This window comes from uncultured Succinivibrio sp. (assembly GCF_902756765.1).
Taxonomy (GTDB): Bacteria; Pseudomonadota; Gammaproteobacteria; order Enterobacterales; family Succinivibrionaceae; genus Succinivibrio.
This window is the reverse complement of sequence record NZ_CACVSS010000070.1, coordinates 1-11,717: the sequence shown is the minus strand read 5'-3', so window position 1 is coordinate 11,717 and position 11,717 is coordinate 1. Positions and strand designations below refer to the sequence as shown.

Sequence of the window (11,717 nt, the reverse complement as noted above, 5' to 3'; positions counted from 1 at the left end):
TGGCGAATTTTAGAATTTCGTTACAGAATTCTCTTTTAAAATCCGTTAAATCATTTACTGAGAATTTTAGGAAACTTAAATGAAGAACAGGATATTTATCCTGATCCCATTTATCATAAATCCATGTTCCCTTGAAATAAGGATCAACCCCTTTTTCAAAAAGAGTGCCGATGGTGTTTAAGGTAAGTGATTTACCAAAACGACGAGGTCGAGAGAAAAATACTCGGTCAAAATCTTTAGTCAGATTGTAAATATATTCTGTCTTATCAACGTATATTGAATCCTTTTCAACAATGTTCTCAATATTTTCTGACTGTGCAATTAGTTTCATTTCTCGGCCTATCTGCTGAATCACTACAGTAATTATAACATTTATGCTTGTACAATCAGATTAGATCTTGTCAATTTAATTAATTGCTACGATTAATAAAATGGCTGATATTTCCTCATTTTATTTTTTACGGTTTAATATTTTTTCAATTTGAGTAACTGGATAAATACAAAGCCAGATATGAAGGCAGGATTGTAACTCCTATTATCGGTCAGGTGGTTTATCTTGAAGGGGGCTGCTACTGAGAAATGCTGGAAGGAGATTAAGTGACAGTCTGTCTTTTGGGATTCTATTGATTTGATAAAAAAGGCTGGCATCTGCCAGCCTTAATAATGATTTGGTTAAGATATTATCTTAAGGTAATGTACAGGATAGTTCCGTTACGATTGATCTTTATAGCGGAGATCTTTCCCTTTTCCTTTTCAAGAGTTGTCTTCAGATCGTGAAGGGTATTTACATCTGTTCTGTTAACACCGATGATGATGTCTCCCTTGCGCAGACCAAACATGCTTGCAACCGAGCCCTTGACTACATCTGTAACCTCGACGCCACCCTTCTCAGAGTTTGCAAAGGAAGCTCCTGCAAAGGCAGGGGAGATTTCCTGAGAATCCTTGGCTGAAACCTTCTGGGTAGCATCAGAGCTTAACTTAACCTTGATATCCTGATACTTGCCGTCACGGAATACGGTAACGGTAATCTCATTGCCTGCTCTCTGGGTTGCAATTTCAGCTCTTAAAGCAGCAAAGGACTTAACCTTCTTGCCGTTGATTGCGGTAATGATATCGCCAGACTTGATGCCAGCCTTATCTGCGCCGGAATCCTTGATAACCTCGTTAACAAAGGCACCTGTAGACTGATCATAGCCGAAGCTGTTTGCAAGATCTGCATTGAGTTCAGTACCCTGAACACCTAAAAGACCACGCTTTACTTCACCGTACTTTAAGATCTGAGCAGTTACAGTCTTAACCATGTTAGCAGGGATAGCAAAGCCGATACCGATGTTGCCGCCTGATGGAGCCATAATAGCGGTATTGATACCGATAAGCTTGCCTGACAGGTCAATCAGAGCACCACCTGAGTTACCAGAGTTGATAGCAGCATCAGTCTGGATGAAGTTCTCAATGTTCTCGATATTCAGACCGGTTCTGCCTAAAGCTGAAACGATACCTGAGGTTACAGTCTGACCTAGTCCGTATGGGTTACCGATAGCAATAGCGAAGTCGCCAACCTCAAGCTCATCTGAATCTGCCATATCAATCTGAGTCAGATTCTTTGCATTCTCAAGCTTTAACAGAGCAAGATCAGTGTGGCTGTCACGGCCGATAAGTTTTGCGTTGAATTCGCGGCTGTCTGAGAGCTGAACCTTGATTTCATCAGCACCGTCGATAACATGGTTGTTGGTTACAACCAGAGACTCTGCTGCATTGATGATTACACCTGAACCTAAGGCTCTGAATTCTCTCTGCTGAGTTCTGCCGTCACCAAAGCCGAAAGCATCACCCATTCCAGGGAACATGAATTTGAATTCGTCAGGAATAGAGAATCCCTGAACATCTTTTTTACCTTTTACTGAAATATTAACAACACCAGGAAGTACTTGTTTTAGCATTGGTGCCAGGGAAGGGGTGTTTCCCTTGGCTAGAAGATCTCCTAATATTGGAGCAGAGGCATTTGCGGTGTTGATTGTTGAAAAGACTGCTGCCGATGATAAAGCGATAATTGCGGTAGCGGTTCTAATCTTTTTTAGCATGTAATAAACTCCTAACGGAAAAAATAATCATACTTTAAGCGGTTCCTCCTCCTTTATCTTTTTCTCAGGCTCCTCAATACTGACGTCAGGATTTTCTGCAGGATTTTGTTCATCAGCTGCAACGTCCTCTGTCTGCATTACAGGATTCTTAAGAACATCCGGAGCAGGAATTGCGCTCTTTACTGGTTCAATCTTCTCTTCACTTTCGATTTTATTTGCAGGTGCTTTTTCTTCTTTACCTCTATAAACAGGCATTGGCGCCATATCATCTTCCAGGAAATGATGGAAACCAGATTCCTTTGGAGCAATCATCTGGGTCGTTTCTCTTAGAAACTGCAGATATTGTCTGTGGGCTGAATCTAGTTCACCGAACATATCCAAAGAAGTTTTCACGAATCTGTCCAGTGTCCTATGAGCTTTTATGGCTTCACGTTTGGACTTTAAAAGCTCATCCTTGACTCGCTTATGCTTATAAATCTGAGCCATGACGATGTAGCAAACTAAAGCTCCTACGACGAATCCCCCGACGAACAGGGTTATTCCAATTACGTAAAAGTTCATATTTCACCTATATATGCAAAGTGGTTTTAGCCAAAGTGGCTAATCACTTTGTACGAATGAAGATTAGATTTTAATTCTTAGAAGAAACTTAGATTTGAACATGCAATAATTTCAAATATGTTTTCCCTCTAGGCCTATTTTTATTATGAATTATTTTCTATAACATTAGTATTTGATTTTGTTAAAAATATGAGACGTTGCTAAACATTTTCACTAATTGTTTCTTAAAATAGCAGTCATTAAGAAAATTTCTCAGACGATAAAGATGATCGAGGCAGTAAATGATCATAAAAAATGGTTCGGTTTTTACCCCAGAAGGTAACTTTTCAGAGCGTGATATTTACATAGACAATGCAAGATTTTCCGAATCTGCAGATGACAGTCAAATGGTAGACGCCTCAGAGTGTTATGTACTGCCTGGCTTTATAGATATTCACTTTCATGGCTGTATGAATGCTGATTTTATGGATGGAGAGGAATCCTCACTAAAGACTATCTGCCGTTATGAGGCACAGCATGGAATAACCTCTGTCACCCCTGCTTCCATGACTATGTCTGAGGACAGTATTTCAAAGGCTCTTAAGTGTGCAGCCTCCTTTAATTCAGAGGAGGATATGGCTTCACTTGAGGGCGTTTATCTTGAAGGCCCTTTTATCAGTTCCAAAAAACTAGGAGCTCAGAACTCTCTGTATGTAAGGGAACCCGATGAAAGTCTTTTAGAGCAATTTATAAGAGATTCTTCAGGGCTTATCAAAACTGTGGCTATTGCTCCTGAAGTTAATAATGCACTGAATCTGATTTCACGATTTAAAGACAGAGTAAATTTTTCTGTAGCTCACACCAATGCAGATTATGATGAGGCATATAAAGGCTTTGAGGCTGGTGCCAGAGAGCTTACTCACTGTTTTAATGCCATGAATTCAATTCATCACAGAGCTCCTGGCCCTATATGCGCGGCAGCGGATTTTTCAGATGTATTCTCAGAGATCATCTGCGACGGTGTCCATATTCATAAAGGTGCTGTAAGACTTGCCTTTAGAGTATTTGAGAATATGGTGATGATCTCTGACTCAATGGAGGCTACAGGGCTTGAAAACGGTGTTTACGCACTGGGGGGGCAGAAGGTTGAAGTTAAAGGCAAGCTTGCAACGCTGGAGAATGGAGTGATAGCCGGCTCTGTAACCAATCTTTATGAGTGTTTCAGAACCGCAGTAAAGGAGATGGATATTCCTCTTGAGAAAGCTGTACTTGCCTGTACCAGAAATCCAGCAAAAGCAGTCAGGATCTTTGATAAGGCCGGCTCAATTGAGACAGGCAAGAGAGCCGATGTCCTTATTGTGGATAAAAAGAGCTTAGAGCTTAAGCATGTGGTATTAAGAGGAAAGCTCCTCTTCTAAGGAGCCTCTTCTCCAACATAGTTGTCCTGCAGAGTTTCGTACTGAAGTTTTGTCAGATCAGCTGCGAAATTCAGATATACCATGCTGAAGATAGTGCCATCGCGGTACATGGAGTATTTCTCCATATGCTTTAGCATGGATTCCTTGTATTTAACAAAATTGCGTTCAGCTTCTTTGAGCTCTTCTCTGCAGAGCTTTGGATTCTCACTTTCACTGCATTTTGCCAGTGACTTTTTGTAGGCTATGTTGAGCTGTGCATCGTAGGCTTCGAGTCTTTTGGAGCTGCACTCGTTGATCTCAACGGTGTTATCTGCCTTATCCCTGCACTTGTTGTAGATGCCTTCTATATCTGGTGGAACTTCTGCGTATGAGAGTCCTGATAGTAGCAGTAATGAGAGTAGGAAAATTTTTAAATGTGACTTCATTTTTTTTCTCGTTTTCTCTTCTTTTTGAATAACATTAGTCTGATTATAGCCTCAGTCTTCACTGAAGTATTTCTTTAAAATGAAAATGAATAGGCAGAGTAAAAGCAAAATCTGAATAACAGTCCTGTGGTATTAAGTTGAAAAAGTGAGCAGATCAGTATGCACCTGACTGTGCGGCAGCCTTTCTTTTCCACTTGGCAAAGAGTTTTTCATGATCGGTTTCGTAGTTGTTGCTGAAGCTCTGGTTCTCATAATCTTCACTGAAAATTCCAAGCTTATCCTGCTGACAATGGTCGATGAACTCTGAAGCATCATCGATTTTACCTTCATGCTCAAGCTTTTCTATTCTATGGGCCAGTTCAGAAGAGTCATCCTGTCTGCAGTTCCAGTTATTTGGTTCTATCTGTGCTGTTTTGTCGTGGCATCCGGTTAGAATAAAAGTTTTAATAACTATCGCTGAAAGCAGAATACATCCTGAAAATTTCTTCATGAATACTCCCGTTTGTTTTCACCATTACTGAATTTTATTTTACAGGACAAAAATTATTTAACACTTATACTTCAAGAGGTTAAAGATTGGTTAAATGCTCACTCCTTTGGAAAAGAGTATTCTTTCTGAAGAGAAATTTTTAGCAATTGAGAATTCTTTTTACTTTGCTCAATTTCATCATTTTGCTTTTGTGTTAAACTCCGGCTAACTGATGTTTAACGATAAAAAGCGAAAATAATCCAATACATATGAATATTGTTGAAAACAAAGAATTTGAAGGCGAAAGACCTCTTTTTTACCTTAGTGATCTTTCTCTTTCTAAGATTAAGGTTCTAAACGGTGAGTCTGCAATCAAAGAGTGCACCAATGTTACCTGTACTGATTCATCCTTTTGCGGAAAATATCCCTTCTGGCACGCCAACCATGCCCTGATTGAGAAATGTGTGTTTGAGACCGGAGGCAGAGCTGCCATCTGGTACTCTCATGATTTAACCATGAAGGATACTCTGGTAATTGCGCCTAAAATGTTCAGACGCTGCAGCGGTTTAAAGCTTGAGAATGTTGAGTTTACCGATGCTCTGGAAACCTTATGGGACTGTACTGACATCACTGCTTCTCATATCAAGGCGGTTCATGCTGATTACATTTTTATGAACAGCTCCAATATTGAGGTGGAGAATTTTGAGCTGCACGGTAACTATTCCTTCCAGAACTGTTCCAATGTCATAATCAGAAACAGTAATCTTGAGACTAAAGATGCCTTCTGGGAAGCTAAAAACGTAACCGTTGAAAACTGCAGTATTTCAGGTGAGTTTTTAGGCTGGCACTCAGAAAACCTGACTCTTATAAACTGTAAGATCAAGGGGACACAGCCTCTGTGCTACGCAAAGAATCTTAAGCTTATCAACTGCTCCTTTGATGAGGACTGTGATCTTGCCTTTGAGTATTCCTCAATTGATGCTCAGATTAAAGGTCATGTTACCAGCATAAAGAATCCTCTCAGCGGAAAAATTATAGTCGAGTCTGTGGGAGAGATTATCAGAGATGCAAATGCCAAAGCCCCTAATGACTGTGTAATCGAGGTCGTGAATGGCTAAGTTTAACTTTGATGAGAAGGTGGACAGACGAGGTACCTTCTCCTACAAGTGGGATTCTCTGTCTGATCCTGAGCTGCTGCCTTTGTGGGTTGCAGATATGGATTTTAAAGTTGCACCTCCTATCTATGAGGCTGTAAACCGATGTGCTGCTCATGGTGTGTTTGGTTATGCAACCGAGAATGATGACTATTACAATGCCATCATCTCTTTTAACAAAAGACATTACGGAGTTGATCTTGAGCGCGACTGGATTATGCCTGTCCCAGGTATTGTTCCAGCTCTGACTGCCGTACTTCAGGCTTTGACACAGCCTGGGGATGAAGTCATTCTGCAGTCTCCTGCCTACAACTGTTTTTTCAGCTGTATCAGAAATTCCGGTCTGGTAGCCTCAGAGAACAGGCTGTTATATAGGGATGGAAAGTTCTCTATTGATTTTGATGATCTTGAAAAGAGGGCATCTTCAGAGAAGGCCAGAGTTCTTTTAGTCTGCAATCCTCACAATCCATCCGGAAGATTGTGGCATTCAGATGAGCTTAAGAGGCTCTCTGAGATTTCCAGAGCGCATAATCTGATTGTTATTTCTGATGAAATTCACTGTGATATTAGACCAAACGGCAGTATTTTTCATGCCTTCTCAACTGTTAATGAGGGCTACAACGATCATCTGATTACCCTTGGAGCGCCTAGCAAGACCTTTAATATTGCAGGTCTTAAGAGTGCCCATGTTATCTGCAGAAATAAAGATTATCAGTACAGAATCGACCGTCAGATCAATATCAATGAAATCTGTGATGTCAATTTATTCGGTGTTGCTGCAACCATAGCTGCCTATACCGAGTGTGATGACTGGCTTTTAGAGCTTAACGACTATATTCAGGAGAACTATCAGATTTTAAAAGCCTTCTTTACTGAGAATTATCCTGATATCAGAGTTGCTCCTCTTGAGAGTACCTATCTTGCCTGGGTGGACTGTTCCTCACTTGAGCTTAGTGGCGAAGAGATAAAGAACAAACTAATAGATGAAGGCAAACTTTATATAAATGACGGAGAGATGTATCACTCTCCTCAGGATAGCTTTATAAGAATCAATCTTGCCTGTACCAAGGATACTTTAAAAGAAGCTTTAAAGCGCTTTAAAAAGGTATTCTGCCAGAATTAAAGAATGGAGCCATTGAGCTCCATTTTTCTGGAAAGAAAGGCAATAGGTCGGAACCTTTCAGTATTCCTCGCTATTGGCTACATGCGCTTCTTTTTTCCATTTGGCAAGCAACTTTTCTTCAGCAGCCTTGAAGTCCTCACTGTTGTATAATTTCTCGTATTCATCACTGAAAATTCCCAGCTTTTCTTTCTGACACTTTTCTATGAATGCCGAGGCACTATCGATTTTTCCTTCCTTTTCCAGTTTTTCAATTCTGTGAGAATGAGCTGAAGTTGTATCAAGTTTGCAGTTCCAGTTATTAGGAACTATTTTGGTATTACTGTCGAAACAGCCTGTTAAAAAGAAATAGCTTAAAGCAACAGCTGTAAGAAGTACACTTGCAGAAGACAGTTTCATAAAGGCTCCTGTAGTTTGTCCTCATACCTCTTGTTAAATTTTGTAAAAATGATAATTATTGTTAATTATAATATTTGTCATAATGGGGATTTTGCCCTGTTTTCAGCAGGTTAGTATTTATTTATAATTTTTAAATTGAAGAAATTAGGCAAGCGTCACTAATTGTGATTTTGGACAAAAAAAACGGAGATCAAAGACCTCCGTTTTACATACAATCAAACAAAAAACTTTAACCGCGAATTGACTTAACCTTTGCAAGAATATCCTGACAGGATGCGGTTATTCCCTTGTAATCCTCAGCCTTAACCTGCTTAGGATCAGGCACAAAGCTTCCGCCAACCGCAGCAACGTTCTTAAGACTTAGGTACTCTGATAGATTCTCAAGATTTACACCGCCTGTAGGAACAAACTTGATTGAGGCATAAGGACCAGCCAGCGCCTTAAGTGTCTTGGTGCCGCCGTAGGCGCCTGCAGGGAAGAACTTAACTACTTCAAGACCGAAGTCTAAAGCCTGCTCAAGATCAGATGGTGTTACAGTGCCAGGGCAGATTGCAAGATCATGCTTCAAACACCAGTCCACAACCTTTGGATTAAAGCCTGGTGTAATTACAAACTTGCCTCCGTTATCAAGAGTTGCCCAGGCCTGATCGACATTGTGCACAGTACCGGAACCTACCAGCATATCAGGACACTCTTTAACCATATTTCTGATAGCCTCGGCAGCTGCAGCGGTTCTGAAGGTTACCTCTGCAATTGGAATTCCTCCGTCGCATAAGGCATGAGCTAAAGGTGCTGCCTGTTTAGCATCCTCAAGCACTACCAGAGGAACAATACCGACTGCTTCAATCTCGCTTAATACTTTGAATTTCATTTTTATCTCCTAAAAAACACAGCGCTTATGTGATGCTATGAATTTCTCTAATTCCTCAGGGGTAGGCAGGCCTTCATTATCACCAGTGAAGGTACACTGAATTGCGCCAATGGCACAGCCTCTCTCTACCGCCTTCTCAAGAGGAAGCCCTTCCATATGGGCAGAAAGCACTCCGGCTGCAAAACCGTCACCGGCACCGACTGTATCTACCACCTTATCAATGATGAAGCCTGCGACCTTTATATCGCCGTCACGGGTACTGCAGAAGGCTCCTTTCGGACCGCATTTGGTGATTACACAGGAGGCTCCGTTGTTAAGGTAGAACTCATTAATCTTTTTAGGATCACTGCTGCCGCAGAGAATGTCTCCTTCTCCTTCACCTGGCAGAACCATATCCACCTTTGAGGCGATGTCATTTAAGGTTCTGACCATAATCTCCTTTGATTTCCACAGCTGAGGTCTAAGATTAGGATCAAAGGAAATGTAGAGCCCGGCTTTGCGGCCAAGTTCAATGAGCTTGTAAACAGCCTTCAGAGTGGATTCTGAAACTGCAGCCATGATTCCTGTCAGATGCAGATTTGAGAATTTTGAGAAATCTACGCTTTCAACATCGCTCTCTGATAGTGTTGAGGCAGCTGAGCCTGAACGGAAATAGAAGATCTGAGGATCACCGTTGGAGACTTTACCTTTAAGCATAAAGCCGGTACGTTCGGTATCTGAATATCTGACCTGAGAGTTATCAATACCGTTCTGTTTGATTGCATTCTCAATCAGCTTGCCGAATGGATCATTGCCAAGTTTTGTAAGATAGGTGGCCTTATGGCCCAGGCGGGCAATTCCAGTTGCAACATTGAATTCAGCACCTGCAACATCCAGTGAATAATCCTTCACGGTTTCAAGTGCGCCTTCCTGTTTGGCAATCAGAAGGCCCATTGGTTCACCTGTCAGCAGTAAACCTTTTTCCATTATGTATGTTCTCCTGACTATGTTTGTAGTAATTAAAGTCTGTTTTATCCAAGAGATTATACGCCCTGCAGAAAAGCGGGCGTATGATCATGATCTTAGGATAGACAACTTTTACTAAGATTCTATGCACTCTGATGCTAACTAGAGAGTTACTCCATCCTTCCAGATTAAAAGTTCATGGAAATCTCTCTTCTCCGAGACGGATTTCTGTCCTGAGGCAATGGCGATTATGTAATCCAAAAGCTCCTCAGCCAGCTCGTCAAAATCCTTTCCGTCAACAATTACACCTGCATTGAAATCAATCCAGTTGCCGCCTTTTTTATCGTAAAGGGCATTGTTGTTGGAGATCTTGATGGTAGGTACTACGGTACTGAAGGGAGTTCCTCTTCCGGTGGAGAAGAGAATCATATTCACACCGCAGGCTGCCAGAGCTGAGCAGGAAACACCGTCATTACCAGGCGCGTTCAGAAGATTAAGTCCTGTGCCTCTTATGGTTTCAGCATATCTGATGGTGCCTTCAACCTGAGCCTTGCCTCCTTTCTGAACACAGCCTAGAGATTTGTCCTCTAAAGTGGTGATACCACCTGCCTTGTTACCTGGGGATGGGTTCTCTGAAACCGTCTCGCCATGAGCTTTAAAATAACCTTTAAAGTCATTGATAAGGTTTACTGTATGCTCGAAGATCTCCTCATTTTTGGCTCTGTTCATCAGAATCTGTTCAGCACCGAACATTTCTGGAACTTCGGTCATGACTGAGGTTACGCCTGAACCTACTATGAGATCACTTACTCTTCCGATTAGAGGATTTGCGGTTATGCCTGACAGACCGTCTGAACCGCCGCACTTAAGTCCGATTCTAAGCTTCGATTCTAAGCTTTGATAAAGGTACACTTTCTCTTCTTGCCTGATTAGCCAGATTAAGAAGAGTATCAATAATGCCGTAGCCAGCCTCAAGTTCGTCCTCAACATCCTGAGTATTTAAAAACATCAGTCTCTCATCAGAAAGATCAAGAAAGTTCTTGAATACTGACAGATTGTTGTTCTCACAGCCAAGCCCCAGAATCAGCACCGCACCGGCATTAGAGTGACGGGTGAGGGATGATAGAAGCTTCTGAGTGGTGGTCTGATCCTCTCCCATCTGAGAGCAGCCTTAAGGGTGAGTAAAGGCATAGCAGCCGTCGATATGAGAATATGAGGACAGTTTCTCTCTGGCGTAGGCTTCAAGCTCTTTGGCAATATGATTTACACAGAATACGGTAGGGATAATCCAGACCTCATTTCTGATTCCAACCTGACCATCTGCTCTTACATAGCCTTCAAAGGTTCTATCAACCTTTTTCAGGGCTGCCTGAGGAGCCCTGTTATAGGTATAGGATTTTGTTCCTGAGAGATTGGTTTTTACATTTTCAGAATGTACATGCTGGCCTTTAGTGATTCTGCAGGAGGCATGTCCGATTGAATATCCGTACTTGATAATCTGATCGCCTTCATTGAGATCATAAAGAGCAAACTTATGACCACGTGGAATGTCATCTGTTAAGGACACGTCTCCCAAAGTGGTTTTTACAGTCTGCCCCTTTTTCAGATCTTCTAGGGCGACAGCGACAACATCCTCTTTAGGATTGATAACTACTCACTGCATTATCTGTCTCCTAACACTCTGCCATGGTTGCTTTTACTCCCTTGGCAACAACGCTGTGGGTAAGTTTGGCAATCTTTTTTACATCAAGGCTTACGGTAAGATCCTCGCCCCAGAGCTTCATGTCAGAGAGAATTGTCTTAACGGTTTCAACTGCTGATTCTTCTGAATCCTTATAGAGACTCCAGGCCTGAGCCATAGTCTTTACTGCATACTCATCATCCTGGAACTCACCTGATTTGCCATCGGCTCTTGTAACCTTAACTGGTGAGGTGCCGTCAGAATTTCTGTATAGGGCAAAGAAGGCTGCCAGGGCAAAATAGAGTTTTACCGGATGGGTATTGTCAGCTCTTGCATCCAGAATTGAAGGAATAACACGAGCCTTAACCTTTGAAGCGCAGTTCATCAGAATTGATGCTAACTGATGATGAAGGGAAGGATCCATGAATCTGTCCACAACAGCGTCAGCAAATTCTTTCAGCATGCCCTTATCAAGCTTAACAGCAGGGATGATTTCATCGTAGATTACAGAACGTGCAAATGGACCTGTAACCTTATCGGTCATCATCTGATCAACGGTATCAAGACCTGCAAGGAAGGCTGCAGGTACGTTTGAGGTATGAGCGCCGTTCAGA

General features: G+C 41.7%; 12 protein-coding genes and 2 pseudogenes. 3 read left to right on the top strand and 11 right to left on the bottom strand.

Translation table 11 applies throughout. The features are described 5' to 3' along the window. The 3 genes from QZU45_RS09255 to QZU45_RS09245 form a co-directional block, all read right to left on the bottom strand. On the bottom strand, nucleotides 1–331 hold a 331-nt coding region (locus tag QZU45_RS09255), incomplete at its 3' end, for an AAA family ATPase (RefSeq protein WP_295354492.1). Nucleotides 332–680: 349 nt separating this feature from the next. Continuing rightward, nucleotides 681–2,081 carry a DegQ family serine endoprotease gene (locus QZU45_RS09250; RefSeq protein WP_295354489.1) on the bottom strand — a complete coding sequence of 467 codons (1,401 nt, stop codon included), beginning with the start codon at nucleotides 2,079–2,081 and terminating at the stop codon, nucleotides 681–683. Between the two features lie 27 nt (nucleotides 2,082–2,108). Next, nucleotides 2,109–2,642 (bottom strand): DUF1043 family protein, encoded by a 534-nt coding sequence (locus tag QZU45_RS09245; protein WP_295354486.1) that lies wholly within the window; start codon nucleotides 2,640–2,642, stop codon nucleotides 2,109–2,111. Nucleotides 2,643–2,923: 281 nt separating this feature from the next. On the opposite strand from QZU45_RS09245, the gene nagA reads away from it, so the two are divergent. Continuing rightward, on the top strand, nucleotides 2,924–4,039 hold the full coding sequence (nagA, locus tag QZU45_RS09240; RefSeq protein ID WP_295354483.1) for an N-acetylglucosamine-6-phosphate deacetylase: 1,116 nt from the start codon (nucleotides 2,924–2,926) through the stop codon (nucleotides 4,037–4,039). Here the strand turns inward: nagA and QZU45_RS09235 are convergent. Both QZU45_RS09235 and QZU45_RS09230 read right to left on the bottom strand, forming a co-directional pair. Further along, nucleotides 4,036–4,464 carry a lysozyme inhibitor LprI family protein gene (locus tag QZU45_RS09235; RefSeq protein ID WP_295354481.1) on the bottom strand — a complete coding sequence of 143 codons (429 nt, stop codon included), beginning with the start codon at nucleotides 4,462–4,464 and terminating at the stop codon, nucleotides 4,036–4,038. The genes nagA and QZU45_RS09235 overlap by 4 nt on opposite strands. 154 nt (nucleotides 4,465–4,618) lie before the next feature. Further along, on the bottom strand, nucleotides 4,619–4,954 hold the full coding sequence (locus tag QZU45_RS09230) for a hypothetical protein (RefSeq protein WP_295354479.1): 336 nt from the start codon (nucleotides 4,952–4,954) through the stop codon (nucleotides 4,619–4,621). Nucleotides 4,955–5,202: 248 nt separating this feature from the next. Between QZU45_RS09230 and QZU45_RS09225 the strand changes: the two genes are divergently transcribed. Together QZU45_RS09225 and QZU45_RS09220 are read left to right on the top strand one after the other, a co-directional pair. Further along, nucleotides 5,203–6,051 (top strand): DUF3737 family protein, encoded by an 849-nt coding sequence (locus QZU45_RS09225; protein WP_295354476.1) that lies wholly within the window; start codon nucleotides 5,203–5,205, stop codon nucleotides 6,049–6,051. Next, nucleotides 6,044–7,210, top strand: a complete 1,167-nt coding sequence (locus QZU45_RS09220; protein ID WP_295354474.1) for a MalY/PatB family protein — start codon at nucleotides 6,044–6,046, stop codon at nucleotides 7,208–7,210. Before QZU45_RS09225 ends, QZU45_RS09220 begins: the two co-directional genes overlap by 8 nt. Before the next feature lie 57 nt (nucleotides 7,211–7,267). On the opposite strand, the gene QZU45_RS09215 is transcribed toward QZU45_RS09220, so the two are convergent. The 6 genes and pseudogenes from QZU45_RS09215 to QZU45_RS09190 all read right to left on the bottom strand — a co-directional run. Further along, nucleotides 7,268–7,606: a hypothetical protein gene (locus QZU45_RS09215; protein ID WP_295354471.1), complete on the bottom strand. Its 339-nt coding sequence runs from the start codon at nucleotides 7,604–7,606 to the stop codon at nucleotides 7,268–7,270. 229 nt (nucleotides 7,607–7,835) lie between these two features. Beyond that, a complete protein-coding gene (gene eda / locus QZU45_RS09210; protein WP_295354470.1) occupies nucleotides 7,836–8,477 on the bottom strand; it encodes a bifunctional 4-hydroxy-2-oxoglutarate aldolase/2-dehydro-3-deoxy-phosphogluconate aldolase in 642 nt (213 codons plus the stop codon). A 9-nt stretch (nucleotides 8,478–8,486) separates the two neighbouring features. Then, nucleotides 8,487–9,443 (bottom strand): sugar kinase, encoded by a 957-nt coding sequence (locus QZU45_RS09205; RefSeq protein ID WP_295354467.1) that lies wholly within the window; start codon nucleotides 9,441–9,443, stop codon nucleotides 8,487–8,489. 141 nt (nucleotides 9,444–9,584) lie between these two features. Beyond that, on the bottom strand, nucleotides 9,585–10,334 hold the full coding sequence (locus QZU45_RS09200; RefSeq protein ID WP_295354464.1) for a UxaA family hydrolase: 750 nt from the start codon (nucleotides 10,332–10,334) through the stop codon (nucleotides 9,585–9,587). Continuing rightward, nucleotides 10,300–10,998 (bottom strand): annotated as a pseudogene (locus QZU45_RS09195) (UxaA family hydrolase). Before QZU45_RS09195 ends, QZU45_RS09200 begins: the two are co-directional and overlap by 35 nt. Nucleotides 10,999–11,095: 97 nt before the next feature. Further along, nucleotides 11,096–11,717 (bottom strand): annotated as a pseudogene (locus tag QZU45_RS09190) (mannitol dehydrogenase); the annotation flags it as partial.